The sequence below is a fragment of the Aquabacterium sp. genome, from assembly GCF_050725395.1.
Classification (GTDB): Bacteria; Pseudomonadota; Gammaproteobacteria; order Burkholderiales; family Burkholderiaceae_C; genus Aquabacterium.
On record NZ_JBOHHL010000003.1, the window covers coordinates 25,465 to 50,873 of the forward strand.

21 protein-coding genes are annotated in these 25,409 nt (G+C 64.4%); 16 read left to right on the forward strand and 5 right to left on the reverse strand.

Going from position 1 to position 25,409, the window contains the following annotated elements; genetic code table 11:
- Nucleotides 1-148 precede the first annotated feature (148 nt).
- Together ACREB4_RS02815 and ACREB4_RS02820 are read left to right on the forward strand one after the other, a co-directional pair.
- On the forward strand, nucleotides 149-685 hold the full coding sequence (locus ACREB4_RS02815) for a hypothetical protein (protein WP_431586674.1): 537 nt from the start codon (nucleotides 149-151) through the stop codon (nucleotides 683-685).
- Nucleotides 682-2,292 (forward strand): GMC family oxidoreductase N-terminal domain-containing protein, encoded by a 1,611-nt coding sequence (locus tag ACREB4_RS02820; protein WP_431586675.1) that lies wholly within the window; start codon nucleotides 682-684, stop codon nucleotides 2,290-2,292. Before ACREB4_RS02815 ends, ACREB4_RS02820 begins: the two co-directional genes overlap by 4 nt.
- Nucleotides 2,293-2,319: 27 nt before the next feature.
- Here the strand turns inward: ACREB4_RS02820 and ACREB4_RS02825 are convergent, their stop codons facing one another.
- Nucleotides 2,320-3,177: a hypothetical protein gene (locus ACREB4_RS02825; RefSeq protein WP_431586676.1), complete on the reverse strand. Its 858-nt coding sequence runs from the start codon at nucleotides 3,175-3,177 to the stop codon at nucleotides 2,320-2,322.
- Between the two features lie 174 nt (nucleotides 3,178-3,351).
- Nucleotides 3,352-3,990: an outer membrane protein OmpA gene (gene ompA / locus ACREB4_RS02830; protein ID WP_431586677.1), complete on the reverse strand. Its 639-nt coding sequence runs from the start codon at nucleotides 3,988-3,990 to the stop codon at nucleotides 3,352-3,354.
- A 266-nt stretch (nucleotides 3,991-4,256) separates the two neighbouring features.
- On the opposite strand from ompA, the gene gyrA reads away from it, so the two are divergent.
- The 10 genes from gyrA (at nucleotide 4,257) to lapB (ending at nucleotide 16,678) form a co-directional block, all read left to right on the forward strand.
- Nucleotides 4,257-6,902, forward strand: a complete 2,646-nt coding sequence (gene gyrA, locus ACREB4_RS02835) for a DNA gyrase subunit A (protein ID WP_431586678.1) — start codon at nucleotides 4,257-4,259, stop codon at nucleotides 6,900-6,902.
- A gap of 38 nt (nucleotides 6,903-6,940) precedes the next feature.
- Nucleotides 6,941-7,579, forward strand: a complete 639-nt coding sequence (locus ACREB4_RS02840; RefSeq protein ID WP_431586679.1) for a hypothetical protein — start codon at nucleotides 6,941-6,943, stop codon at nucleotides 7,577-7,579.
- A 29-nt stretch (nucleotides 7,580-7,608) separates the two neighbouring features.
- Nucleotides 7,609-8,718, forward strand: a complete 1,110-nt coding sequence (serC, locus tag ACREB4_RS02845) for a 3-phosphoserine/phosphohydroxythreonine transaminase (protein ID WP_431586680.1) — start codon at nucleotides 7,609-7,611, stop codon at nucleotides 8,716-8,718.
- Nucleotides 8,711-9,829, forward strand: a complete 1,119-nt coding sequence (pheA, locus tag ACREB4_RS02850; RefSeq protein WP_431586681.1) for a prephenate dehydratase — start codon at nucleotides 8,711-8,713, stop codon at nucleotides 9,827-9,829. Before serC ends, pheA begins: the two co-directional genes overlap by 8 nt.
- 11 nt (nucleotides 9,830-9,840) lie before the next feature.
- Nucleotides 9,841-10,737 carry a prephenate dehydrogenase gene (locus ACREB4_RS02855; RefSeq protein ID WP_431586833.1) on the forward strand — a complete coding sequence of 299 codons (897 nt, stop codon included), beginning with the start codon at nucleotides 9,841-9,843 and terminating at the stop codon, nucleotides 10,735-10,737.
- Nucleotides 10,738-10,763: 26 nt separating this feature from the next.
- Nucleotides 10,764-12,809 (forward strand): bifunctional 3-phosphoshikimate 1-carboxyvinyltransferase/cytidylate kinase, encoded by a 2,046-nt coding sequence (locus ACREB4_RS02860; RefSeq protein ID WP_431586682.1) that lies wholly within the window; start codon nucleotides 10,764-10,766, stop codon nucleotides 12,807-12,809.
- 162 nt (nucleotides 12,810-12,971) lie between these two features.
- A complete protein-coding gene (gene rpsA / locus ACREB4_RS02865) occupies nucleotides 12,972-14,687 on the forward strand; it encodes a 30S ribosomal protein S1 (protein WP_431586683.1) in 1,716 nt (571 codons plus the stop codon).
- Between the two features lie 126 nt (nucleotides 14,688-14,813).
- The gene (locus ACREB4_RS02870; protein ID WP_431586684.1) at nucleotides 14,814-15,122 is read left to right on the forward strand and encodes an integration host factor subunit beta; all 309 of its coding nucleotides are present in this window, start codon (nucleotides 14,814-14,816) and stop codon (nucleotides 15,120-15,122) included.
- 8 nt (nucleotides 15,123-15,130) lie between these two features.
- A complete protein-coding gene (locus ACREB4_RS02875) occupies nucleotides 15,131-15,493 on the forward strand; it encodes a LapA family protein (RefSeq protein WP_431586685.1) in 363 nt (120 codons plus the stop codon).
- Between the two features lie 27 nt (nucleotides 15,494-15,520).
- Nucleotides 15,521-16,678, forward strand: coding sequence for a lipopolysaccharide assembly protein LapB (gene lapB, locus ACREB4_RS02880; RefSeq protein WP_431586686.1), 1,158 nt, complete (start codon nucleotides 15,521-15,523; stop codon nucleotides 16,676-16,678).
- Here lapB and ACREB4_RS02885 read toward each other — a convergent pair.
- From ACREB4_RS02885 to ACREB4_RS02895, 3 genes are all read right to left on the reverse strand, one after another.
- Complete coding sequence (locus ACREB4_RS02885) at nucleotides 16,672-17,196, reverse strand: copper chaperone PCu(A)C (RefSeq protein WP_431586687.1); 525 nt, start codon at nucleotides 17,194-17,196, stop codon at nucleotides 16,672-16,674. The genes lapB and ACREB4_RS02885 overlap by 7 nt on opposite strands.
- Complete coding sequence (locus ACREB4_RS02890) at nucleotides 17,196-18,086, reverse strand: SDR family NAD(P)-dependent oxidoreductase (protein WP_431586688.1); 891 nt, start codon at nucleotides 18,084-18,086, stop codon at nucleotides 17,196-17,198. Before ACREB4_RS02890 ends, ACREB4_RS02885 begins: the two co-directional genes overlap by 1 nt.
- Before the next feature lie 67 nt (nucleotides 18,087-18,153).
- Nucleotides 18,154-19,686 (reverse strand): YifB family Mg chelatase-like AAA ATPase, encoded by a 1,533-nt coding sequence (locus tag ACREB4_RS02895; RefSeq protein WP_431586689.1) that lies wholly within the window; start codon nucleotides 19,684-19,686, stop codon nucleotides 18,154-18,156.
- Nucleotides 19,687-20,036: 350 nt separating this feature from the next.
- Between ACREB4_RS02895 and ACREB4_RS02900 the strand changes: the two genes are divergently transcribed.
- The 4 genes from ACREB4_RS02900 (at nucleotide 20,037) to ACREB4_RS02915 (ending at nucleotide 25,399) form a co-directional block, all read left to right on the forward strand.
- Nucleotides 20,037-20,375: a P-II family nitrogen regulator gene (locus ACREB4_RS02900; RefSeq protein ID WP_230182375.1), complete on the forward strand. Its 339-nt coding sequence runs from the start codon at nucleotides 20,037-20,039 to the stop codon at nucleotides 20,373-20,375.
- Between the two features lie 99 nt (nucleotides 20,376-20,474).
- Nucleotides 20,475-22,010, forward strand: a complete 1,536-nt coding sequence (locus ACREB4_RS02905; protein ID WP_431586690.1) for an ammonium transporter — start codon at nucleotides 20,475-20,477, stop codon at nucleotides 22,008-22,010.
- A gap of 154 nt (nucleotides 22,011-22,164) precedes the next feature.
- Complete coding sequence (gshA, locus tag ACREB4_RS02910; protein ID WP_431586691.1) at nucleotides 22,165-23,460, forward strand: glutamate--cysteine ligase; 1,296 nt, start codon at nucleotides 22,165-22,167, stop codon at nucleotides 23,458-23,460.
- A 52-nt stretch (nucleotides 23,461-23,512) separates the two neighbouring features.
- A complete protein-coding gene (locus tag ACREB4_RS02915) occupies nucleotides 23,513-25,399 on the forward strand; it encodes a potassium transporter Kup (protein WP_431586692.1) in 1,887 nt (628 codons plus the stop codon).
- The last annotated feature ends 10 nt before the right edge of the window (nucleotides 25,400-25,409 follow it).

A 25,409-nucleotide genomic window follows, 5' to 3' on the forward strand; every position in this document is an offset into this window, starting at 1 on the left:
CGGACACCCATTGAGGCAGCCCGTGTCTTTGCCACAAACTGGTCAACCCCGCATCCTCGTTGAACAAGGCGGCCAAGCCATGCCGCGGACGAGGCACAATCGCCTTCAAATTTGACAAGCATTGTTTCCTTTCCAGGAAGAAGCAGACATGGTTGACCGCTCGATAGACCACCCCCTGGCGCCCAAGCGGCGCTGGTTCCTGAAAACAGCCCTGGTCACCAGCGCCGCCCTGGGCGCCTTTGGTGGCTGGACGTACTGGAATCGCGGCATCTCGAACGGTGTTCTCACCGAACAAGGCCGCGACATCTTCAAGGCCGTCGCCAGGGCGGTTCTCGCGAACGTGCTGCCAGCCGACAAGGCGCAACGCGAAGCCAAGCTCGAACAACAAATGGGCCGCCTGGACGAGGTGATCCGGAGCATGCCGACCAGCAGCCAGATCGAGCTCGCCGGCCTGCTGGGCGCGCTGGCGAACGCCCCTACCCGCTGGCTGCTGACAGGGCTGAGCAAGCCATGGACCGAGGCCAGCGTGCAGGACATCAACCAGGCCCTGAACACCATGCGGCTGCACAGCCAAGTGCCTCAGTTGGTGTCGTACCACGTGCTCCGCGACGTCACCTGCCTGGCCTTCTTCTCCACCCCCGACAATTGGTCCATCGCCGCCTACCCCGGCCCCCTCGACTTATGAGCAAACTGCCCGACCCCTTCCGCGAAGGTCTTGCCCGTGGCTGGAAAGTCACGCATGGCGAGCAAAACCTGCCCGAGCAGATCACCTGCGATGTCGCGATCATCGGCTCCGGTGCGGGTGCCGGCATCACCGCCGAACTGCTGGCCAAGGCCGGCCTGGACGTCGTCGTGATCGAAGAAGGCCCACTCAAGACCAGCTCCGATTTCAACCAGAAAGAGTCCGAAGCCTACGCCTCCCTTTACCAGGAAGGCATCACGCGCAAGACCCTCGACAAGGGCATCAGCCTGCTCCAGGGCCGCTGCGTGGGGGGCACCACCGTCGTCAACTGGACCAGCTCCTTCCGCACGCCACCCACCACCCTCAAGTACTGGCAGGAACACTTTGGCCTGGCCGATTACCACGTCGAGACGCTGGCGCCCTGGTTCAAGCAGGCCGAGCAGCGCCTCAACATGGCCCCCTGGGAAGGCGCCCCCAACGCGAACAACGAGCTGCTGCGCACCGGTGCGACGAAGCTGGGCATCGAGGCCCACGTCATCCCGCGCAATGTGAAGGGTTGCTTCAACCTGGGCTCCTGCGGCCTGGGCTGCCCCGTCAACGCCAAGCAATCCATGCTGGTGACCACCATCCCGGCGGCCCTGGAGGCGGGCGCCCGCCTCTTCCACCACACGCGTGTCGAAAAGATCGACATCACCAACGACCAGGTCACCGGCCTGCGCTGCCTGGGTGTCACGCCCAACGGCACCGCCGTGCCGGGCAAGGCCATGCGCGTCGTCGCCAAACACTACGTCTTGTCGGGTGGCGCGATCAATTCGCCCGCCGTACTGATGCGCTCCAAGGCACCCGATCCCCACAGCCTGGTGGGCAAGCGCACCTTCCTGCACCCGGTCGTGTTTTCGTCAGCGGTCTACGAGCAGAAGATCGAAGGCTGGGCCGGGGCGCCACAGTCCATCTACTCCGACCACTTCCTGTACACCCAGCCCATCGATGGCCCCGTGGGCTACAAACTGGAAGCCACCCCCATCCATCCTGGATTGATGGCCTACATGCTGGGCGGCGTGGGCACGACCTTCGCCGAACGCCTGGCGCACTATCCGCACACCCAGATGATGCTGGCGCTGATCCGCGACGGCTTCCATGAGCAATCCGTCGGTGGAGAAGTGATCCTCAAGCCGGACGGCTTCCCGGCGCTGCATTACCCGGTCTCCGAGTACCTGCAGGATGGTTTCCGACGCGCCCTGTTGAGCATGGCCGAGATCCAGTTCGCGGCCGGCGCCCAGCAGGTCCTGCCGGCCCACGAGCAAGCCAACTACGTCAAGACCTTCGCCGAAGCCAAGGCCGCGATTGCCAAGTTCGACATGCGCAACTACATGACCGCCGTGGGCAGCGCCCACATCATGGGCGGCTGCCGCATCGGACAGACCGAACAGCAAGGCGTGGTGCAACCCGACGGCGTTCACTGGCAGGTCAAGAACCTGTCGGTGCACGATGGCTCGGTGTTCCCGACCAGCATCGGCGCCAACCCGCAATTGTCGATCTACGGCATCGTCAACCGCATGGCGACGATGCTGGCCAAGCGCTTGAGTGGCAAGGACGTCGCACTGGCCTGATCATCGATTGGCCCAGGCTGATCAGCATCAGGAGGCGACTTCCAGCGTGCTGGTGTCCACGACCGCCTCCGAGGCGGTCTTTCTTTGGGGCCTGACGGTTTCCTGGCCCAGCCGGTAGGCCACCCAACCGACGCACGCGGCCAAAGCCAGGTGGCGCACCGAATGGCCGCCAATGGCGTGGTGCGTCAGGTCGAACACCGCGCCGTCCGTCCAGTCCACGGTTTGCGCCACGACGAAACTGATCTGCGAACGCATCCAGTCCTGACGGGACAGCAGGTGGCCGCTGAGGGTCCAGGCTCCGGTGGCCACCAGCAGCACCGGCAGCATTTCCAGCCAGATCAAGGGACGCAAGTCGCCCACGCCATCGTGGTGCAGGCTGTACAACCACCAGATGCCACCCAACAGTGAGGCGATCAGCGCGGTGGCGATGGCCGGCGACTCACCAAAACGCCGGTCGATGCGCTCGGCCAGGAAGGCAAAGGCGAACAGGGAACAGGCCGCCGACTTGGGCACCTGGTCCCAGATGAAAGCCGAGTCGCTGGGGGCCAAGTGGTAGAACATGCCGCCCAAGGTCGCCAGCATTTGGCAGAGGAAGAACCAGGCCCAGATCCAGCGCAAACGCTCGTTGGATGGCAGACGGCTGACGCGCCAGATGCCCCAGAGTCCGATCGGGATCAGCGGCACGTGGCTCAGGACATTGATGCCATTGGGCACGCCCATCCACGTGCCTTCATCGACGAAGTGATGCATGTGGGGCACCAGGCCCACCGGCCCCCAGGCCACCAGGCCCACCACGGCCGCCAAGGCCATGGCGAGCATCAAAGCCACCGTGGCACGACGGGACAAAGCGGAAGAAACGGCGGGGTCGACGTGAACGTGATCCATCGGAACCACTCCAATCAATGACACTCCCTGTGCCCAGAAGTTTGATGCGCATCACCTCGTGCGGCAATCACACCGATGGGCTCCCCTGTTGGGGTGTATTGTGCCTTTTTCAGACATGAAAAAACCCCGCCAAGGCGGGGTTTTCAGGGGGCATCGTGTGCCGGGGGCGACCAATTACTTGGTGCGGGTGCCCACGACTTCGATTTCCACGCGGCGGTTCTTGGCACGGCCGGCGTCGGTCTTGTTGTCGGCCACGGGCTGGGCTTCGCCCTTGCCTTCGGTGTAGACGCGGCTGGCTTCGAAGCCCTTGGTGGTCAGGTATTCCTTGACGGCATCGGCGCGGCGAACCGACAGCTTCTGGTTGTAGGCATCGGTGCCCTTGGAGTCGGTGTGACCCACGGCGATGATGACTTCCAGGTTCAGACCCTTGACCTTGTCGGCCAGGTCGTCCAGCTTGGCCTTGCCTTCGGGCTTGAGCACAGCCTTGTCGAAGTCGAAGAAGGCATCAGCGGCGAAGCTGACCTTTTCAGTCTGGGGAGCCGGCACGGGCACGGGGGCAGGAGCCGGGGCAGCTGCAGGAGCAGGTGCGGGCGCAGCCACGGGCGCGGCAGGAGGAGGAGGCACGCCGTCGCAACCCTGGACGCCGGTCTCGGGCGTCCAGAAGTTGTCACGCCAGCACAGTTCGTTGGTGCCGTTCTTCACGGGCTTGCCATCGGACGAAACCCAGTTGTTGACATTTTGAGCAGAAGCGCCCATCGAGGCCGCCATGGCGACCACGGCGAACAGAGCCGCAACGTTATTGAGTTTGTTCATGCAGATCCTCAAAAATTAGACGCAGCGCAACGCCGCGGAATGCCTATACGGCAGAACTCGTGCCAGGGGTTTTGCCTGGTCTTTGCTTGACAAGAACCAAGGGAAGTCCCTAGTGAGAGAAAACGGAATCGATTGTGCCATAGCCAATATTTCACTCAAGCCATCCGACCAAAGACGTCGAAACACGTTGCGAGATGTTGCTCGGGGACGACAAGAGCGGCCAATTACAATCCCGAAGTTCCCCTCCGCCTGGATAAACGCCTCGCATGACCCAATTCGCCAAGGAAACCCTGCCCATCAGCCTCGAAGAGGAGATGCGGCGTTCGTACCTCGATTACGCGATGAGCGTGATCGTGGGCCGCGCCCTGCCCGACGCGCGCGATGGCTTGAAACCCGTGCACCGCCGCGTTCTGTTCGCGATGCACGAACTCAACAACGACTGGAACCGGCCTTATAAAAAGTCGGCCCGCATCGTGGGCGACGTGATCGGCAAGTACCACCCGCACGGCGACTCGGCGGTGTACGACACCATCGTGCGGATGGCGCAAGACTTCTCGCTGCGCCACATGCTGGTCGATGGCCAGGGCAACTTCGGCTCGGTCGACGGCGACAACGCCGCGGCCATGCGGTACACCGAAATCCGCCTGTCCAAGATCGCGCACGAGTTGCTGGCCGACCTGGACAAGGAGACGGTCGATTTCGAACCTAACTATGACGGGTCCGAAAAGCAACCCTCCGTCATGCCGACGCGGTTGCCCAACTTGCTGATCAACGGCTCAGGCGGCATCGCCGTGGGCATGGCCACCAACATCCCGCCGCACAACCTCAACGAGGTCGTGGACGCCTGCCTTCACCTGCTGAAGAACCCGTCCGCCACCATCGACGAGTTGATGGAGATCATCCCGGCGCCTGACTTCCCGACCGCCGGCATCATCTATGGCCTGAGCGGCGTGCGCGATGGCTACCGCACCGGCCGCGGCCGCGTGGTGATGCGCGCCAAGGTCCACTTCGAGGACATCGACAAGGGCAACCGCCAGTCGATCATCGTTGACGAGATCCCCTACCAGGTCAACAAGAAGAGCCTGCTGGAGCGCATCGCCGAGCTGGTCAACGAAAAGAAGATCGAAGGCATCAGCCACATCCAGGACGAGTCCGACAAATCGGGCATGCGGGTGGTGATCGACCTGAAGCGCGGTGAAGTGCCCGAGGTCGTGCTGAACAACCTGTACAAGCAGACGCAGCTGCAGGACACCTTCGGCATCAACATGGTCGCCCTGATCGACGGGCAACCCAAGCTGTGCAACCTGAAGGACCTGCTGGCGATCTTCCTGGAGCACCGCCGCGAAGTGGTCACGCGCCGCACGGTGTTCGAGCTGCGCAAGGCGCGCGAACGCGGCCATGTGCTGGAAGGCCTGGCCGTGGCGCTGGCCAACATCGACGAGTTCATCGAGACCATCAAGACCTCGCCGACGCCCCCCGTGGCCAAGGCCGCCCTGATGAGCAAGAGCTGGGATTCGTCGATGGTGCGCGAGATGCTGGCGCGCGCCGAAGGCGACCCGGCGGCCTACCGCCCCGAAGGCCTGCTGGCCCAGTACGGCATGCAGCCCGATGGCCTGTACCGCCTGTCCGACGACCAGGCCAGTGAAATTCTGCAGATGCGTCTGCAACGCCTGACCGGCCTGGAACAAGACAAGATCATCGGCGAGTACAAAGAGGTCATGGCCCAGATTGCCGACCTGCTGGACATCCTGGCCAAGCCAGAGCGCGTGACCTTCATCATCTCGGAAGAGCTGACCGTGGTGCGCCAGGAGTTTGGCCAGACCAAGGTCGGCGCGCGCCGCAGCGTGATCGAGCACAACGCGCAAGAGCTGGGCACCGAAGACCTGATCACCCCGACCGACATGGTGGTGACGCTGTCGCACACCGGCTACATCAAGAGCCAGCCATTGGCCGAGTACCGGGCGCAAAAGCGCGGCGGTCGCGGCAAGCAGGCCACGGCCACCAAGGAAGACGACTGGATCGACCAGCTCTTCATCGCCAACACGCACGACTACATGCTGTGCTTCAGCAACCGTGGCCGCGTGTACTGGCTGAAGGTCTGGGAAGTGCCGAGCGGCTCGCGCAACTCGCGCGGCCGCCCGATCGTCAACATGTTCCCGCTGCAGCCCGAAGAGAAGATCAACGTGGTGCTGCCGCTGACCGGCGAGTTCCGCAGCTTCCCTGAAGATCACTTCGTGTTCATGGCCACCAAGCTGGGCACGGTCAAGAAAACGGCGCTGACCGAGTTCAGCAACCCGCGCAAGGCCGGCATCATCTCGGTCGACCTGGACGAAGGCGACATCCTGGTGGGCGCCGCCCTGACCGACGGCAAACACGACGTGATGTTGTTCAGCGATGGCGGCAAGGCTGTGCGCTTCGACGAAGACGATGTGCGCCCGATGGGCCGCAACGCCCGCGGCGTGCGCGGCATGATGCTCGAAGAAGGCCAGAGTGTGATCGCCATGCTCGTGGCCGAAGACGAGACGCAAAGCGTATTGACCGCCTCCGAGAACGGTTATGGCAAACGCACTAGCATCGTCGAGTACACACGCCATGGCCGGGGCACGAAGGGCATGATCGCCATCCAGCAGACCGAGCGCAATGGCAAGGTGGTCGCGGCCACGCTGGTGCGCCCGGAAGACGAGATCATGCTGATCACGGACAAGGGTGTTCTGGTGCGCACCCGCGTGTCGGAAATCCGCGAACTGGGCCGCGCCACACAAGGCGTGACCCTGATCGCTCTGGACGAAGGCGCCAAGCTGATCGGCTTGCAGCGCATTGTCGAGAATGACGCCCAGGCCGATGCGGCCGAAGGCGGTGAAGACGAAACTCCAGATGCCGCCGCGCCTGAAGGCGATGGCTCTGCCCAATGATCCCGCAGCAACACTGCACCAAAATCAAAGGTACAACGATGAAGTTCACCCAACTGGCCTTGGCGACCGCCCTCACCACCTCCTTGCTGGCCTTGCCTTTGTCGGCCTCTGCCCAGTCCAAGAAGGAACTGGTTCAGAAGATGATGGCCAGTCAGCAGCCGCTGATCGACAACGCCGCGCAAAACCTGGCCGAACAGCCCGCCCGCCAACTGGTTGGCAGCGCCAAGCAGGTCCTGGCCCAGGCCGTGCCGCCTGAAAAGCGTGAAGCCACGGCCAAGCAGGTCGACGCTGAAATCAAGAAGTACCTGGACGCCGCCGTGCCGATGTTCAAGAGCAGCGCCAGCAAGCTGGGTGCCTCGACCGTGGCGCCAGCGCTGGAAGAAAAGTTCACCGAAGACGAACTGAAGCAACTGATCACGATCCTGGATTCGCCGGTGCTGAAGAAGTACCAGGCCGCTTTGCCCGACCTGATCGGCCCTGCTTTCCTGGAAAAGATCGTGCTGGACGTCCGCCCGCAACTTGACCCCAAGCTGCAGGCCGTGCAGAACAACCTGCGCACCATCCTGGACAACGCCACGGGTGGCAAGTTGAGCGGTGGCGGCCAAGCCCCCGCTCCCGCGACGGCGCCTGCCAAGCAGACCAAGCCTGCCGCGCCCAAGCCCGCCGCCAGCAAGTGATGCAATGACGCCTTGAAGCGTTGAACGAGATGACCCGACCTTTCAATTTTTCCGCCGGTCCGGCGGTGCTGCCCGAAGAAGTCCTGCAACAGGCGGCGAACGAGATGCTGAACTGGCATGGGTCGGGCATGAGCGTGATGGAGATGAGCCACCGCGGCAAGGAGTTCATCTCCATTGCCGAGCAGGCCGAAAGCGACCTGCGCGAGATCCTGGCCATCCCCGCCAACTACAAGGTTTTGTTCATGCAAGGTGGTGCGATCGCCGAGAACGCGATCGTGCCGCTGAACCTGTCGTCGCGTGGCGGACAAATGGACTATGTCGTCACGGGTTCGTGGTCGATCAAGTCGCAGAAGGAAGCGCGCAAGTACGGCCTGGTGAACGTGGCGGCGAGCAACGAGGCCGATGGCCACACCACCGTGCCAGCCCCGGCCTCGTGGAAGCTGAGCCGGAATGCCGCTTACGTGCATGTGTGCAGCAACGAGACCATCAACGGCGTCGAACTGCACGAGTTGCCCGACCTGAAAGCACTGGGCAGCGATGCGCCGCTGGTGATCGACTGTTCATCGCACATTGCTTCGCGCACCATCGATTGGTCGCGCGTGGGGCTGGCGTATGCGGGCGCTCAGAAAAACCTTGGCCCCGCCGGCCTGACCCTGGTCATCGTGCGCGAAGACCTGCTGGGCCACGCCCTGCCGATCACGCCCTCGGCCTTCGACTACAAGACCGTGGCCGACCACGAGTCGATGTACAACACGCCCCCCACCTATGCCATCTACCTGGCGGGCCTGGTGTTCCAGTGGATCAAGCGTCAGCGTGAAGGCGATCTGCAAGGCCTGGCCGCCGTCGAGGCCCGCAACGTCGCCAAGGCCGAGCGCCTGTATGGCTATTTGGACACTTCCGGCTACTACAGCACCCATGTGGCGCCCGAGGTGCGTTCGCGCATGAACGCACCCTTCTTCCTGCCATCTGAGGCCCTGTACGAACCTTTCCTGGTTGGCGCCAAGGCACAAGGCTTGCTGCAACTCAAGGGACACAAGAGCGTCGGGGGCCTGCGTGCCTCGATCTACAACGCCATGCCGCTGTCTGGCGTCGATGCCCTGGTCGCTTACCTGAAAGAGTTCGCACAGCGCCATGGCTGACCACCCAAGCCCCGACCAACGCCCCGTTGAAGAACAACTGGGGGAACTGCGCACCCGCATCGACGCGGTGGACCAGCAGTTGCTGCAACTGCTGAACCAGCGCGCGCAACTGGCCCAGGCCGTGGGCGAGGTCAAGAAGATCGACGGCTCGCCCGTGTTCCGCCCGGACCGCGAAGCGCAGGTGATCGACAAGCTGAAGCAACTGAACCCGGGCCCCATCCAGGCCGACAGCATCGCGCCCATCTGGCGCGAAGTCATGTCGGCCTGCCGCTCGCTGGAAGCGCGCCTGCGCGTGGCCTTCCTGGGCCCGGCCGGCACCTTCAGCGAACAGGCCGCGCTGGATTATTTCGGCTCGTCCATCGAAGCCCTGCCTTGTCCTTCGATCGACGAAGTGTTCCGCGCCACGGTGGCCCGCTCGGCCGACTTCGGCGTGGTGCCACTCGAAAACTCCACCGAAGGCGTGGTGGCCCGCTCGCTCGACCTGCTGCTGCAATCGCCCATCGCCATCATTGGCGAGACCAGCCTGATGGTCAGCCACAACCTGCTGCGCCAGGAACCTTCGCGCGAGGGCATCACCGCCGTGTGCGCCCACCCGCAGGCATTGGCACAGTGCCACGGCTGGCTGAGCCAGAACCTGCCCGACGCCGAGCGCCGCCCAGTGTCGAGCAACGCCGAAGGCGCGCGCCTGGCCAGCGAAGACGCCAGCATCGCGGCCCTGGCCAGCACGCGCGCGGCCTCGCGCTATGGCCTGCACGTGCTGCAGTCGGGCGTGCAAGACGACGCCCACAACCGCACGCGCTTCGTCATCGTCTCGCTGCCCGAACTGATCACCCCCAGCGCGCCCACGGGCCACGATTGCACCAGCCTGATCGTGTCGGTGGACAACCGCCCTGGCGCGGTGCACGACATGCTGGTGCCGCTCAAGCGCCACGGCGTGTCGATGACCCGTTTCGAATCCCGCCCGGCCCGCTCGGGTCAGTGGGAATACGTTTTCTACATCGACCTGGCCGGCCACCCCGCCCAGGACAACGTCGCCGCCGCGATGGACGAACTGCGCCAGCAATGCTCGTTCTTCAAGGTGCTGGGCACCTACCCGCTCGACGTGCACTGAGACCCTTGACGATGTTCAACCAACTGGGACTGATCGGATGCGGCCTGATGGGCGGTTCGTTCGCGCTCGCCCTCAAAAAGGCGGGCTTGGTCAAGCGCGTGGTGGGCTACAGCAAATCGCCCTCCACCGTTGAAAAGGCGCGCCGCCTGGGCGTGATCGACGTCGCCGCCGAATCGGCCCTGCTCGCCGTGGCGGGCTCCGACATCGTGCTGATCGCCGTGCCCGTGGCGGCCAGCGAAAGCACCTTCAAGGCGATTCGCCACCTGGTGGATCCCGGCGTGCTGTTCATGGACGTGGGCAGCACCAAGCGCGACGTGGTCGATGCGGCCCGCCGCGTCTTGAAAGAGCGCTTGCCGTCCTTCGTGCCAGCCCACCCCATCGCGGGCCGGGAAGTCGCGGGCATCGAGCACTCCGACGCGGCGTTGTACCAGGGTCGCAAGGTGATCCTGACGCCGCTCACGCAAACCGACCCCATCCTGCTGCAAAAGGCCACCGACGTGTGGTCGGCCATTGGTTGCCAGGTGCTGAAGATGTCACCCGAGAACCACGACGCGGCCTTTGCCGCTGTCAGCCACCTGCCGCACCTGCTGGCTTTTGCCTACTTGAACGCGATGGCCGAGCAGCCTTCGGGCCGCGAGTTCCTGTCGCTGGCCGGCCCGGGCTTCCGCGATTTCACCCGCATCGCCGCCAGCGACCCGACCATCTGGCGCGACATCCTCCTGTCGAACCGCGAGGAAGTGCTTCGCCAGTCGATGGCCTTCCGCGCCGCGCTGGACGCCATGGAGCACGAGATGCGCAACTGGAATGGCTCGGCCCTTGAAAGCCAGATTCAGTCCGCCTCGGACGCCCGCAGCCAATGGACGCTGCAAAGTTCCCCCGGCCGAAGCGGCCCCCAGACGCAGCGTTGACCAAGGCGCGCTGATTTCCCCTCCTCATGTACACGACCGAATTCCTCGACCTCCCACCCTTGCTGGGCATCAGTGGCGCCGTGCGCCTGCCCGGCTCCAAAAGCATCTCGAACCGGGTCCTGCTGCTGGCGGGGTTGAGCGAAGGCACCACGGTCGTCCACGACCTGCTGGCCTCTGATGACACCCGCGTCATGCTGGACGCCTTGCGCGTGCTGGGCTGCGATCTCGAGCAATCCGGTGACACCGTGCGCATCACCGGCCTGGCCGGGCGCCTGTCGGTGCTGAACGCCGACCTGTTCATGGGCAACGCCGGCACGGCCATCCGCCCACTCACCGCCGTCCTCGCCCTGCTGTCGGCCAGCCATGGCGGCATCTACACCTTGACAGGCGTGCCGCGCATGCACGAACGCCCCATTGGCGACTTGGTCGATGCGCTGCGCCCGCTGGGCTGCCAGATCACCTGCCTGGGCCAGGAAGGCTATCCGCCGTTGCGCATCGAAGGCGGCCGGCTCAACCTGAGCCAGGCCATCCGCGTGCGCGGTGACGTGTCCAGCCAATTCCTGACCGCCTTGCTGCTGGCTTTGCCCTTGGTGTCGCAACAGCACGATTTGACCATCGAGGTCGAGGGCGAGCTGATCTCCAAGCCCTACATCGAGATCACCCTGAACCTGCTGGCGCGCTTCGGCATCCAGGTGCAGCGCCAGGGCTGGGAACGCTTCGTCATCCCGCAAGGCAGCCGCTACCAGTCGCCCGGCGAGATCCACATCGAGGCCGATGCCTCGTCGGCGTCTTACTTCATCGCGGCCGGTGCTTTGGCCGCGGTGGAAGACCCGCTGCGCATCGAAGGCGTGGGCGCGGATTCCATCCAGGGCGACATCCGCTTTGTCGAGGCCGCGCAGGCCATGGGCGCGCAGGTCACCAGCGGCCCCAACTGGCTGGAAGTGGGCCGGGGCACCTGGCCGCTCAAGGCCATCGACCTGGACTGCAACCACATCCCCGACGCCGCCATGACCCTGGCCGTGATGGCGCTGTATGCGAACGGCACGACACGCCTGAGCAACATCGCCAGCTGGCGCGTCAAGGAAACCGACCGCATCTCGGCGATGGCGATCGAGCTGCGCAAGCTGGGCGCCACCGTGGTCGAGGGCGAAGACTTCATCGAGGTGACGCCGCCCGCGGTCTGGCAGCATGCCAGCATCCACACCTACGACGACCACCGCATGGCGATGTGCTTCTCGCTGGCGGCGCTCAACCCGCTGGCGCCCACCGCCACGCCCGGTGCGCCCATCTCGGTGCGCATCGAAGACCCGCGCTGCGTGGGCAAGACCTTCCCGGATTATTTCGAAACCCTGTTCCAGGTCGCCGACACCCACCCCGCGCTGATCCCGGTCATCACCGTCGATGGTCCCTCGGCTTCGGGCAAGGGCACGCTGGCCAACAACCTGGCCACCCGCCTGGGTTACCAGTTCCTGGATTCCGGATCGCTGTACCGGGTGACGGGGTTGATGGTCGTCGAAAAGGGCATCGACCCGGACGACCACGAGGCCGTGACCAAGATCGCGCGCCAGATCGGCACCCACATTCCCCTGCACTTCGAACAGCACAATGTGTGGCTGAACGGCAAAGAAGTGAGTGAAGACTTGCGCCAGGAGGCTTCTGGCCACATGGCCTCGCGCATTTCGGCCATCCCTGGGGTGCGCCAGGCGCTGGTCGACCTGCAGCTCAGTTTCCGCGCCCTGCCCGGCCTGGTGGCCGATGGCCGTGACATGGGCACGGTGATCTTCCCGGATGCCGCGCTCAAGGTGTTTTTGACCGCCAGCGTGAAAGAGCGCGCGGAGCGCCGATATAACCAATTGATTTCAAAGGGGTTTTCTGCTAACCTTGAAGAGATATGCGCGGACCTAGAGGCGCGCGACTTGCGGGATCGCACCCGCGCCGTGTCGCCCCTCGTGCCCGCACCAGACGCCCGGAAACTCGACAATTCCGCACTGACCAGCGACCAATCGGCCGACACAGTGTTGAAGTGGTGGGTCGACGGGTGGCCTCACGTCAAAAGCGTGAAGCCAACTTAAGGCCGTGACACCTGGCCTTCGCCGCCCGGCGGAGGTTTGGCTCGGTCAGGATCTGCCGCCGTCAGGTGGATCCAGGTGTCATGTTCTCAACCCAACCGTGCTTCGTCGTTCCTGTCGATGAAGCCGCAACCGCTGGCCCCAAGCCGGCACAGGAAAACTCTCATGTCTCAAGCACAAACCGCCGCCTACTCGGGCGCAGACTCTTTTGCCGCCATGTTCGAGGAGTCTCTGAAGAGCTCCAACATGCGCACGGGCGAAGTCATCACCGCTGAAGTGGTGCGCGTCGAACACAGCTTCGTCGTCGTCAACGCAGGCCTCAAGTCCGAAGCCTACGTGCCCATCGAAGAATTCAAGAACGACCAGGGCGAGCTCGAAGTCCAAGTGGGCGACTTCGTCTCCGTGGCCGTGGACGCCGTCGAAAACGGCTATGGCGACACCATCCTGTCGCGCGACAAGGCCAAGCGCCTGGCCTCGTGGCTGTCGCTGGAAACCGCACTGGACTCCGGCGAGTTCGTGATCGGCACCGTCTCCGGCAAGGTCAAGGGCGGCCTGACCGTCCTGGTCAACGGCATCCGCGCCTTCCTGCCCGGCTCGCTGCTGGACACCCGCCCCGTCAAGGACATGAGTCCTTACGAAGGCAAGACCATGGAATTCAAGGTCATCAAGCTGGACCGCAAGCGCAACAACGTCGTGTTGTCGCGCCGTGCCGTGGTCGAAGCCTCGATGGGCGAAGAACGCGCCAAGCTGATGGAAACGCTGCGCGAAGGCGCGATCATCAATGGCGTGGTCAAGAACATCACCGAATACGGTGCCTTCGTGGACCTGGGCGGCATCGATGGCCTGCTGCACATCACCGACATGGCCTGGCGCCGTGTCCGTCACCCTTCCGAAGTGGTGACGGTTGGTCAGGAACTGACCGCCAAGGTTTTGAAGTTCGACGCCGAGAAGAACCGCGTCTCGCTGGGCCTGAAGCAAATGGGCGACGATCCCTGGGTTGGCGTTTCGCGTCGCTACCCCGCCTCGACCCGCCTGTTCGGCAAGGTCACCAACATCGCTGACTACGGTGCGTTCGTCGAGATCGAACCCGGCATCGAAGGCCTGGTGCACGTCTCCGAAATGGACTGGACCAACAAGAACGTGGCCCCCAACAAGATCGTCAACATGGGCGACGAAGTGGAAGTCATGGTCCTGGAAATCGACGAAGACAAGCGTCGCATCTCCCTGGGCATGAAGCAGTGCAAGCCGAACCCATGGGACGACTTCGCGGTCAACTTCAAGCGCGGCGACAAGGTCAAGGGCCCCGTCAAGTCGATCACCGACTTCGGCGTGTTCGTTGGCTTGGCTGCCGGCATCGACGGCCTGGTGCACCTGTCCGACCTGTCTTGGGACGAGCCCGGCGAAGCCGCCGTGCGCAACTACAAGAAGGGCCAGGAAGTCGAAGCCATCGTGTTGGCCATCGACGTCGAGCGCGAGCGCATCTCCCTGGGCATCAAGCAGATGGACTCCGATCCGTTCACGAACTACACCTCGGTCAATGACCGTGGCATGACCGTGACCGGCAAGGTCAAGACCGTCGACGCCAAGGGCGCCGAGATCGAACTGACCGAAGGCGTCACCGGCTACCTGCGCGCTTCCGAAATCGCCCGCGAGCGCGTGGAAGATGCCCGCAACGTGCTGAAGGAAGGCGACGAAGTCACCGCCGTCATCATCAACGTCGACCGCAAGACCCGTTCCCTGCAACTGTCGGTCAAGGCCAAGGACAGCGCCGAGCAACAAGAAGCTCTGCAACGTCTGAACGTCGCCGATGCCAAGGAAGGTTCCGGCACCACCAGCCTGGGCGCTTTGCTCAAGGCCAAGTTGGACCAGAACAACGGCTGATCCCGTTTTTCTGAGACCATCCATCCCCGCCGAGACTTTTCTCGAAAAGCCCCGGCGGGGGTTGTGATGAGCACACCCCCTCCCGTGTCTTCATCACAGCCCCCGATCTCTTGACGTGACACCCTCATGACCCGTTCCGATCTAGTGGCCCGCCTGGCCGAGCGCTTTGGCCAATTGACGCAGCGCGACGCCGAGTTCGCCGTCAAGACCATCCTGGACGCCATGTCCGAAGCCCTGGCCCACGGTCACCGCATCGAGATCCGTGGCTTTGGCAGTTTTTCCATCAATCGCCGCCCGCCCCGCATGGGCCGCAATCCCCGGTCCGGCGAGCAGGTGCTGATCCCCGAAAAGTTGGTGCCGCACTTCAAACCAGGCAAGGCCCTGCGCGAAGCCGTGGACGCCAAGGGCAGCCCTTCCTCCAATGAGAAAGCCTGAGGCAAGCCATGCGCGTTTTGACCTGGTTGTTCCGTGGGCTGGTGTTCTTCGTCCTGTTCGCCTTTGCCATGAACAACCTGCACCCGGTGGAGCTGCAGTGGTTCTGGGGCTACAAGTCGCAGGCGCCCATGGTGTTCATCGTGCTGGCCGTGTTCAGCCTGGGCTGTGCCACGGGCGTGCTGGCCATGGTGCCCAGCTGGTGGCGCCATCGCCGCGATGCGCGCCAGCGCCTGCAATTGCTGCCCGAGAAGGCTGTGGCGCCAACACCGACCACCACCCACGCCAACAGCCGCTCCGGCGGCCACTCCACCCTGCCGGCCGAACTGCCGCACCCACCCGACATGCCCGCGCCGCGCAAGCCCGGCAAGTGAGCCCCCGCGGCATCTGCACACGACCTCATGGAATTTGACCTGCAATGGCTGCTGCTGGCACTGCCCGGCTTTTTCTTGCTCGGCTGGGTGGCGTCCCGCCTGGACCTGCGCCAGCTCAAGCGGGAGGACAGCGCGTCGCCCCAGGCCTACTTCAAGGGCCTGAACCTGCTGCTGAACGAGCAGCAAGACAAAGCCATCGACGCCTTCATCGAAGCCGTCCAACACGACCCGAATACCTCCGATCTGCACTTTGCCCTGGGCAATTTGTTCCGGCGCCGTGGCGAGTACGAACGCGCCATCCGTGTTCATGAACACCTGCTGGCCCGTGGCGACCTGCGGCGCGAAGACCGCGAACGCGCCCAGCACGCGCTGGCCCAGGATTTCCTGAAAGCAGGCCTGTTCGACCGCGCGGAAGCCGCGTTCAAATCTCTGGAAGGCACGGCCTTCAGCACCGATTCCCGCCTGGCCCTGTTGACGCTGCACGAGCGCTCCCGCAACTGGCATCCCGCCATCGAGGTGGCCCGCCACCTTGAGGCCGCGGGCACCGGCTCGTTCGCCCAGCGCATGGCCCACCATTGGTGCGAAGTGGCCCAGGAGGCCGATGCCCGAGGCCGGTCCGACGAAGCCGAGCAGGCTTTGGTCAGGGCCCGGGAAGCCGCGCCGCAAGCCGCTCGCCCGCTGGTCATGCAGGGACACCGCCTGGTGCGCCAAGGACAGCATGCCGCCGCCCTCGCCGTGTGGGATGAGCTGATGGCGCTTCAGCCTCAGGCGTTCTCACTCGTGGCCCAGGATTACGTCACCAGCGCGCAAGCCATCGACGGGGTGCCCCAGGCCCTGGCCCGTCTTGAAGCCCTGTACAAGCAGGCACCGTCGGTTGATTTGCTGTCGGCGCTCAACCGCCTGCAAAGCGACCCGGCCTCGCGTCGCCAGCGCCTGATCACCCACCTGAGCAACCAGCCATCCTTGTCGGCCGCGCAAGGCGTGATCCGCGAGAGCCTGAGCACGGGCGTGCCCTTGACCGTGCCCGAGATCGAACGCCTGCAAGATGCCTTGGCCACGGCCGCCAAACCCTTGCAACGCTACCGCTGCGCGGCCTGCGGCTTTGAAAGCCAGCACTACTTCTGGCAGTGCCCAGGCTGCCACGGCTGGGACACCTACCCGCCACGCCGCCTGGAAGATCAGTGACCGTGGTGCCCGTGTGAGGCGTCGCTGGCCACCGCATCGGGCGGGGAAGCCAGCACCGGCACACGGACAGCCTGCTGGATCAGCTTGCCTTTGCCATCGCGCAACAGCAGCGTCAGGGGCATGGCCTTGCCCGCGGTGAGCGGCTGCTTCAAACCCATCAGCATCAGGTGATGCCCACCAGGCTTCAACACCACGGCCGTGCCCGCCGGCAGCGGCAAGGCGTCGATGGCACGCATGCGCATCACATCGCCTTGCATGCTCATCTCGTGCAGTTCGGCCGAGGAGGCCACCGGGGTCTTGAAGCCCACCAGGGTGAGCGGCTCGCGGCTGGTCAATGTCATGAAACCGCCCGTGCCGCTTTGCCCCTTGACCGCCTGGCGCACCCAGGCATCTTCGACCTGGACCAGCGGCCCTGCCGCCAGCGAGACCGAGCACGCCGTGAGCAAGGCGATCGCCAAAAGACCGGCGATGCGGCGACGCGTGTCCGAGGGTGGTCGGGCCATCATGGTCTTGCTCATCAGCCTGCCTTCATCTGAGTGGGGGTAGAGGCCGACACAGGTCGGCCATAGTCGGTGATCCCGAACACCTCTTCACTGTAGCGCCACAGCTTGCGGGCCAAGGCCGGATCCCGGTTGGCCGCGCTGCCGCGTCGGACCTTGCGGCCCGACCAGTACTCGCCCGTGGTGGTCAGGCCCTCGTGCGACGCCAGGTGAATCTGGGTCTTGGCACCCACCGCCTCCGACACCAGAAAGGGGTCGACGGAGGCCGTGACCCAGCCCGGCGTGTCGCGCCAGAAATCGCTTTTGATGCCACCGGGATGGAAGCCATTGACCTTGATTGAAGTGCCTTGCAGACGCCTGGCCAGTTCGCGCACGAACAGCATGTTGGCGAGCTTGGAACGGCCATAGGCCTGGAAAGGCACCAGTTGCAGGAACTGGCTGCCGGACGGCTGGCGCAGTGTGTCCAGGTCCATCTGCCCACCCATCCAGTGCGCCACGGAACTGCTGACCACGATGCGGCCGTCGGACGAGGCGCGCACCTTGTCGAGCAGGTGGTGCGTCAACAAGAAGTGGCCCAGGTGGGTGGTGGCAAACATCATCTCGATGCCCGTGCGGTTGGTGGTCAGCCGCCGCGTGTACAGGCCGGCGTTCAGCACCAGCGCATCGATCACCGGCAATCGGTGCGAAACCTCGGCGGCAAACGCTTCGATGCCGCTGAAGTCGGACAGGTCCACCGACAACCAGTCGATCTGCGCCCCTGGATGGCTGGTGCGGACCGACTCGACCAGGGCACGGCTCTTGGCCGCATCGCGCGCGGCGATCAGGACCTGCCAGCCCCGCGCCACCAGGGCTTTCGCCGTTTCCTTGCCAATGCCGCTGTTGCCACCGGTGATCAACGCTGTCTTCATGAGAGTGTCCTTGAAGGGGCCATTTGTCGGCCAGGCGGCCATGATCCTCCAAAAACAGGGCCGGGGCTCACGGGGCCTGCACCACCCGGCGGTATTGAATCGCTTCCGCCACATGCGCCAGCGCGATGGTGTCCGACTCGGCCAGATCGGCGATGGTGCGGGCCAGGCGCAACACCCGGTGGAATCCACGCCCCGACCAGCCCAGGCGCGCGCTGGCCTGCTGCAGGAAGGCCATGGCCGCCGGCTCGGGCAGGGCCAGGTTGTCCAGGCCCGCCCCGTCCAGCACGGCATTGACACAGCCCTGCCGGTCGAGTTGGCGTTGACGCGCCCGCGCCACCCGTTCGGCCACCAGCGCCGAAGTCTCGCCGTCGGGAACCTGGGCGAGGACCTCGGGCGACACCGCCGGCACCTCCACCTGGACATCGACCCGGTCCAGCAGCGGGCCACTGAGCTTGCCCTGGTAGCGCGTCACCTGGTCAGGCGTGCACCGGCAGGCCTTGAGCGGATTGCCCAGGTGGCCGCAAGGGCAAGGGTTCATCGCGGCGATCAGTTGAAAGCGTGCCGGGAAATCGTGGCGCCTGGCCGCCCGGGAGATGGTGATGTGCCCGGTCTCGAGCGGCTCACGCAGCGCTTCCAGGGCCGCGCGGGGAAACTCGGGCAACTCGTCCAGGAACAGCACGCCGTGGTGGGACAAGGAAATCTCGCCTGGCTTGGGCGGGGAGCCCCCACCCACCAGGGCCACGGACGACGCCGTGTGGTGCGGTGATCGAAAAACCCTTCGGCGCCAGCCGCTGGCCTCGAAGCGTCCCGCCAGGCTCAACACCGCCGCCGACTCCAGGGCTTCATCCTGGGTCAAGGGGGGCAGCAGGCCGGCAAAACGTTGCGCCAGCATGGATTTGCCGGTGCCTGGCGGGCCCACCATCAGCAGACTGTGGTTGCCGGCCGCGGCGACCTCCAAGGCACGTTTGGCGGCCGATTGACCTTTCACCTCGCGCAGGTCGGGCAGGGACATGGGCGGCGGCGGCACGTCCTCGGCTTTGGCGGCCGCCAAGGGCACCCGCGCGGCCTCGTCGCCCAACAACGACTGCACCACCTCCGTCAGGTGCCGGGCCTCGAACAGCGGCACCCCCGACACCAGCGCCGCCTCTCGGGCACTGGCCTGCGGCAACACCAGGCCACGCTTGAGCAATCCCCCCTGCACACGGCGCCGCAAGGCCAGGGCCATGGGCAAGGCTCCCCTCACAGGCCGCAATTCACCCCCCAGGGACAGCTCACCCGCGAATTCCAGGCCCGCCAGGTGCCGACCATCGATGTGGCCCATGGCGGCCAGGATGCCGATGGCGATGGGGAGGTCGAAACGGCCGGACTCCTTGGGCAGGTCGGCAGGCGCCAGGTTGACCGTGATCCGCTTGTTGTAGGGGAACTCCAGACCGCTGTTGCTGAGCGCGGCACGCACGCGTTCACGGGCTTCCTTGACCTCGGTGTCGGCCAGGCCGACCAAGGTGAAGCAAGGCAAGCCGTTGGCGAGGTGGACTTCGACGGTGACTTCCGGCGCATGGAGCCCATCCAGGGCGCGGCTGTGAACGATGGCTAGGGACATGGCACTCACCAGGAAACGGCAAACGCACCGGCCCGGGGCCCGACGGGCTGACGGGAATCGCCCGGTGCGCGCCGATTGTGCCGAGGCGCCTGCCGGCTGCACTTCCCCCAATGGGGGCGCTGTCCACCCCACGCCACGGTCCACGCACAATGTTTGTGCATGGCAATTCGCCATGTGCCGTTGGCGCAACGAAGGCACTATTCAGGTGCAAAAACAACTTGAAGACTTCACACTGGTGCGTCTTCGTCACACCTGGACTGACGACTCCCCGTTTTGGAGCGCTGGCACAGATCGTGCAGACAAGGTGGCGGTACCCCTTTTCACCAGATAACCTCACCGGAGAAGCACCCATGAAAATGGTGACAGCCATCGTCAAGCCCTTCAAGCTTGATGAAGTGCGGGAGGCCTTGTCCGCCATCGGCGTTCAAGGCATCACCGTGACCGAAGTCAAAGGCTTCGGACGCCAGAAGGGCCACACCGAGCTGTATCGCGGCGCGGAGTACGTGGTCGATTTCCTACCCAAGGTCAAGATCGAAGCCGCGGTGGACGAATCCATCCTCGACCGCGTGATCGAAGCCATCGAGGCTTCGGCCCGCACCGGCAAGATCGGTGATGGCAAGATCTTCGTGACCTCGCTTGAACAGGTCATCCGCATCCGCACCGGCGAGACCGGCACCGACGCGCTTTGAACCCAGGGACACCCGTCCTTCGTTTCTGATCGATCCCCGTGGAGGGTGCCATCCAGGCGCGTCTCCATGGCCAATTTTTGATTTTCCAAGAGGCATTTCATGAGAAAACTCCTTGCGTCGCTCGCACTGGGGCTGGCGGCTTTGGGTGTATTTGGCGTATCCCACGCCCAAGACACCGCCGCGTCCGCCCCCGTGACCGCCACCGCCCCGGCGGAAGCCCCCTCGGCGGCAGCCCCTGCCGCTTCCGAAGCTGCTCCGGCACCCGCTGAAGCCGCCTCGGCCGCCGCCGCGCCAGCACCGGTCCCCAACAAGGGCGACACGACCTGGATGATGGTCTCCACCCTGCTGGTCATCCTGATGACCATCCCGGGTCTGGCCCTGTTCTACGGTGGCCTGGTGCGCAGCAAGAACATGCTGTCGGTCCTGATGCAGGTCATGGTGACCTTCTCGCTGATCGTCGTGCTGTGGTTCGTCTACGGCTACAGCCTGGCGTTCACCGAAGGCAACCAGTTCATCGGCGGGCTCGACCGGCTGATGATGAAGGGCATCTGGGACAACGTCGCGGGCACCTTCGCCAATGGCGCCACGTTCAGCAAGGGTGTCGTGATCCCCGAAATCGTGTTCGCGGCCTTCCAGGCCACGTTCGCCGGCATCACCTGCGCCCTGATCGTGGGGGCGTTCGCGGAACGCGCCAAGTTCTCGGCCGTGCTGCTGTTCATGGTGCTGTGGTTCACCTTCAGCTACGCCCCCATGGCCCACATGGTCTGGTTCTGGATGGGCCCTGACGCTTACACCGGCAAGGACGTGGTCGACGCCATGAACGGCAAGGCCGGCCTGATCTGGCAGTGGGGCGCGCTGGACTTCGCTGGCGGTACCGTGGTGCACATCAACGCCGCCGTCGCGGGCCTGGTGGGTGCCTACATGGTCGGCAAGCGCATCGGCTACGGCAAGGAAGCGTTCACGCCTCACTCGCTGACCCTGACCATGGTCGGTTCCGCCCTGCTGTGGGTGGGCTGGTTCGGCTTCAACGCCGGCTCCGCCCTGGAAGCCAACGGCTTCGCCGCCCTGGCCTTCATCAACACCTTCGCAGCCACGGCCGCCGCGGTGCTGGGCTGGATCATCGGTGAGTCGCTGCTCAAGGGCAAGGCGTCGATGCTGGGCGCCGCTTCGGGTGCCGTCGCTGGCCTGGTCGCCATCACCCCTGCCGCCGGCAACGTCGGCATCGGTGGCGCACTGATCATCGGCGTGCTGGCTGGCCTGATCTGCCTGTGGGGTGTCACTGGCCTGAAGAAGCTGCTCGGCGCGGACGACTCGCTCGACGTGTTCGGCGTGCACGGCATCGGCGGCATCCTGGGTGCCCTGCTGACCGGCGTGTTCAACTCGCCCAACCTGGGTGGCCCGAGCGCTGTCGCCGACTGGGTGACGGTGGGCATGGTGGCCCCGGCCGACTACTCCATCGTCAACCAGGTCATCATCCAGGCCAAGGCCGTGGGCCTGACCATCGTCTGGTCGGGCGTGGTCTCGGTCATCGCCTACAAGATCGTCGACCTGGTGATCGGCCTGCGCGTCTCCGAAGAAGAAGAGCGCGAAGGCCTGGACATCTCGGCCCACGGCGAAACCGCTTATCACAAGTGATCGCACAGGTGAGCTGTCCAGTGGTTTGATTCAATCACCGTGATAGTTGCAGGGGCTGCCTTCGGGCAGCCCTTTTTGCATGGGGGTGCTCATAACGCCTCCGCATGTTTCTAGAATGGGGGCTTCCCCCAAGCCACGACAACAAGCCTGCCCCATGGTTCCTCACCTGATCACCGCGCTCACCGGCCCCATCAACGAGCTGGAGCAGCGCATGCTCGAATCCATGCCGGCCATCGAGCGCTGGTTCCGGCTGGAATGGATGGAGCACACGCCCCCCTTCTACACCTCGGTGGATTTGCGCAATGCGGGCTTCAAGCTGGCCCCGGTCGACACCAACCTCTACCCCGGCGGTTTCAACAACCTGACGCCGGAAATGATGCCCCTGGCCGTGCAGGCCGCCATGGCCGCGATCGAAAAGATCTGCCCCGAGGCCAAGAACCTGCTGCTGATCCCAGAAAAGCACACGCGCAACCAGCACTACCTGTCGAACGTGGAACGCCTGGTGCAGATCTTCAGCCACGCCGGCCTGAACGTGCGCCTGGGCACCCTGGACGAGGGCATCACCGAACCGACCGAACTGCCCCTGCCCGACGGCGGCGTGCTGACGCTCGAACCGCTGATCCGCACCAAGCGCCGCCTGGGTTTGAAGCATTTCGACCCTTGCACCATCCTGCTCAACAACGATTTGTCAGCCGGTATTCCGGACATCCTGACCGACCTGCACGAGCAGTACCTGTTGCCGCCGCTGCACGCCGGCTGGGCGATGCGCCGCAAGAGCCAGCATTTCGAGGCCTACGAAGAAGTCGCCAAGAAATTCTCCAAGCTGCTGGGCATGGACCCCTGGTTGATCAACCCCATGTATTCGGTCTGCGACGAGGTCGACTTCCAGGAAGGCAGCGGTGGCGAGTGCCTGCAGACCCAGGTCGATGCGCTGCTCAACAAGATTCGTCGCAAATACAAGGAATACGGCATCAACGAAAAGCCCTTCGTGATCGTGAAGGCGGACAACGGCACGTATGGCATGGGCATCATGACGGTGCGCGACGCCAAAGAGCTGACCGACCTGAACCGCCGCACCCGCAACAAGATGTCGGTGGTCAAGGATGGCCAGGAAGTCAGCCGGGTCATCATCCAGGAGGGCGTGCCCACCTACGAGCAGATGAACAACGCGGTGGCCGAACCGGTGGTCTACATGATCGACCGCTACGTGGTCGGGGGCTTTTACCGCGTGCATTCCGAACGGGGCATCGACGAGAACCTGAACGCCCCGGGGTCGAGTTTCGTGCCCCTGGCCTTCGCCGAGCCCAGCCAGATGCCCAAACTGGGCGCCAAACCGGGCGTCAGCGCCCCCAACCGCTTCTACATGTACGGGGTGATCGGACGGCTGGCCATGCTGGCCGCCAGTTATGAGCTGGAAGCAACAGACCCCAACGCGGAAGTCTACGAATAAGGTCTCAATAAGCGGGCAGAATGAGCGCCTCGTCGATTCGCGTCCATCACTCGTGCAAACCAGCTCCAACGCCCCCATCAGCCGCTCACAGCTGGCAGCGCTGACCCTGGGAGCCATCGGCATCGTGTACGGTGACATCGGCACCAGCCCGCTGTACGCGCTCAAGGAAGTCTTCACGCACGGCCACCTGCCGGTGACGCAGGAGAACATCTACGGCATCCTGTCGATCATGTTCTGGACGCTGACGATCATCGTCTCGCTCAAGTACGTGACCCTGATCCTGCGCGCCGACAACAACGGCGAAGGCGGCCTGATCGCCATGCTGGCCCTGGCGGCCACGGCGGTGAAAAGCAAACCGGCCCTGCGGATGCGCCTGCTGGCCATCGGCATCTTCGGCACGGCCATTTTCTTTGGCGACGGGGTGATCACGCCGGCGATTTCGGTGCTCTCGGCCATGGAGGGCTTGAAAGTGGCCGCGCCCGGGCTGGAGCCCTACGTGGTGCCGCTCACCCTGGTCGTGCTGACCATGCTGTTCATGGTGCAAAAACATGGCACGGGCGGCATCGGCAAGTTCTTCGGCCCGATCACGGCGCTGTGGTTCATGGTGCTGGCCTTCCTGGGCGTGATCCACATCATCGACAACCCCGCCGTGCTCGAGGCCATGAGCCCGCACCACGCCCTGAGCTTCATCTTCAACCACCCGCACATGGCCTTCGTGGCCCTGGGCGCCGTGATCCTGTGCGCCACCGGGGCCGAGGCGCTCTACGCCGACATGGGCCACTTCGGCAAAAAACCGATCCGCCTGGCCTGGTTCGCGCTGGTGATGCCGGCACTGGTGCTCAACTACTTTGGCCAGGGCGCGATGCTGCTGGCCCACCCCGAGAACGTCAACAACCCCTTCTTCGAGATGGCACCGCACTGGGCGCTGTTCCCGCTGGTGATCCTGGCCACGTTCGCCACGGTGATCGCCTCGCAAGCCTTGATCACGGCAGCCTTCTCAGTCACCAAGCAAGTGATCCAGCTGGGCTATTTGCCGCGCCTGCGCATCCTGCACACCTCGGTCAACGAAACGGGGCAGATCTACGTGCCCTTCGTGAACTGGACGCTGTATGGCTGCATCGTGCTGGCGGTGGTGTTCTTCGGCTCGAGCAGCAAGCTGGCGGCGGCTTATGGCATCACGGTCACCATCGACATGCTGATCACCACGGTGATGACCTTCTTCGTGATCCGCTATGCCTGGAAGCTGTCGCTGGCGCTGTGCATCTTCGCCACCGGCTTCTTCTTCGTGATCGACATCCTGTTCTTCAGCGCCAACTTCATCAAGATCAAGGACGGCGGCTGGTTCCCCGTGATGATCGGCATCGTGATGTTCGCGCTGATGATGACCTGGAAACAGGGCCGCGCGCTGCTCAGCGAGCGCCTGCGCAGCGATTCGATCGACCTGGAGCCCTTCCTGGACGCGGTGTTCTCCAGTCCGCCTATCCGCGTGCAGGGCACGGCCGTGTTCCTGAACGCCGACGCGGGCACCACGCCCAATGCATTGCTGCACAACCTCAAGCACAACAAGGTGCTGCACGAGAAGAACCTGTTCGTGACCGTGAAATCGCACGAGGTGCCCTGGATCGGCTTCGAGCGGCGCATCGAGATCAAGAACCTGGGCCACGACTGCTGGCAGGTGATGCTGCACTTCGGCTTCAAGAACGAACAAGACGTGCCCGAGGCCCTCAAGCTGCTCAAGCAGCGCGGGGTCAGCCTCGAAGAGATGGAAACCAGCTATTTCCTGTCCCGTGACATCGTGATCCCGACCATCGGGAGCGGCATGGCCCCCTGGCGTGAGAAGTTGTTCGCCGGCATGCACCGCAACGCCTCCGGCGCGGCGGACTTCCTCAGCCTGCCCGCCAACCGCGTGATCGAGATGGGCTCCAAGGTCGAGATCTGAACACGCTGCT

Coding starts and splice junctions, on each gene's coding strand:
- gshA (WP_431586691.1), top strand. CDS start 22,165: ATGGTTCCTCACCTGATCACCGCGCTCACCGGCCCCATCAACGAGCTG.
- ACREB4_RS02840 (WP_431586679.1), top strand. CDS start 6,941: ATGAAGTTCACCCAACTGGCCTTGGCGACCGCCCTCACCACCTCCTTG.
- ACREB4_RS02855 (WP_431586833.1), top strand. CDS start 9,841: ATGTTCAACCAACTGGGACTGATCGGATGCGGCCTGATGGGCGGTTCG.
- ACREB4_RS02825 (WP_431586676.1), bottom strand. CDS start 3,177: ATGGATCACGTTCACGTCGACCCCGCCGTTTCTTCCGCTTTGTCCCGT.
- ACREB4_RS02860 (WP_431586682.1), top strand. CDS start 10,764: ATGTACACGACCGAATTCCTCGACCTCCCACCCTTGCTGGGCATCAGT.
- gyrA (WP_431586678.1), top strand. CDS start 4,257: ATGACCCAATTCGCCAAGGAAACCCTGCCCATCAGCCTCGAAGAGGAG.
- ompA (WP_431586677.1), bottom strand. CDS start 3,990: ATGAACAAACTCAATAACGTTGCGGCTCTGTTCGCCGTGGTCGCCATG.
- serC (WP_431586680.1), top strand. CDS start 7,609: ATGACCCGACCTTTCAATTTTTCCGCCGGTCCGGCGGTGCTGCCCGAA.
- ACREB4_RS02875 (WP_431586685.1), top strand. CDS start 15,131: ATGCGCGTTTTGACCTGGTTGTTCCGTGGGCTGGTGTTCTTCGTCCTG.
- ACREB4_RS02895 (WP_431586689.1), bottom strand. CDS start 19,686: ATGTCCCTAGCCATCGTTCACAGCCGCGCCCTGGATGGGCTCCATGCG.
- ACREB4_RS02820 (WP_431586675.1), top strand. CDS start 682: ATGAGCAAACTGCCCGACCCCTTCCGCGAAGGTCTTGCCCGTGGCTGG.
- pheA (WP_431586681.1), top strand. CDS start 8,711: ATGGCTGACCACCCAAGCCCCGACCAACGCCCCGTTGAAGAACAACTG.
- lapB (WP_431586686.1), top strand. CDS start 15,521: ATGGAATTTGACCTGCAATGGCTGCTGCTGGCACTGCCCGGCTTTTTC.
- rpsA (WP_431586683.1), top strand. CDS start 12,972: ATGTCTCAAGCACAAACCGCCGCCTACTCGGGCGCAGACTCTTTTGCC.
- ACREB4_RS02905 (WP_431586690.1), top strand. CDS start 20,475: ATGAGAAAACTCCTTGCGTCGCTCGCACTGGGGCTGGCGGCTTTGGGT.
- ACREB4_RS02885 (WP_431586687.1), bottom strand. CDS start 17,196: ATGAGCAAGACCATGATGGCCCGACCACCCTCGGACACGCGTCGCCGC.
- ACREB4_RS02890 (WP_431586688.1), bottom strand. CDS start 18,086: ATGAAGACAGCGTTGATCACCGGTGGCAACAGCGGCATTGGCAAGGAA.
- ACREB4_RS02870 (WP_431586684.1), top strand. CDS start 14,814: ATGACCCGTTCCGATCTAGTGGCCCGCCTGGCCGAGCGCTTTGGCCAA.
- ACREB4_RS02900 (WP_230182375.1), top strand. CDS start 20,037: ATGAAAATGGTGACAGCCATCGTCAAGCCCTTCAAGCTTGATGAAGTG.
- ACREB4_RS02815 (WP_431586674.1), top strand. CDS start 149: ATGGTTGACCGCTCGATAGACCACCCCCTGGCGCCCAAGCGGCGCTGG.